This is a genomic window from Pseudomonas capeferrum, assembly GCF_013523055.1.
Lineage (GTDB): Bacteria > Pseudomonadota > Gammaproteobacteria > Pseudomonadales > Pseudomonadaceae > Aquipseudomonas > Aquipseudomonas capeferrum_A.
Genome location: NZ_JAAMQM010000075.1, coordinates 1 through 374 on the forward strand (window position 1 = coordinate 1; position 374 = coordinate 374).

At 61.8% G+C, this 374-nt stretch carries 1 protein-coding gene; it reads left to right on the top strand.

The features are described from left to right. Positions 1-374: Ig-like domain-containing protein (locus G7009_RS27360; protein WP_181133384.1), on the top strand; the 374-nt coding region annotated here is incomplete at both ends.

Genomic DNA, 374 nt, shown 5'->3' on the forward strand with positions numbered 1-374 from the left:
TGTTGTCTCGGCCACCGATAGCGATGGCAGCACGGCCACTGACAGTCTGGACGTCACTATCGTCGACGACCTGCCGACGGCTGCGAATGACGGCAACCTGGCAACGGCGACCGAGCAGCAAACGACCCTGACCGGCAATGTCCTGACCAACGACACCCAAGGTGCTGACCGGATCACCATCAGTCCCACCACCGGGCCGATCACCGCAGGCACCTTCACCGGCACCTACGGGACCCTGGTGCTGGCAGCGGATGGTTCCTACACCTACACCCTCGATACGGATGATCCGGATTTTCTGAATCTGCAGGGCGGGGGAAGCGCGATAGAGACGTTTACCTACACCCTGACCGATGCCGATGGCGATACCAGCACGG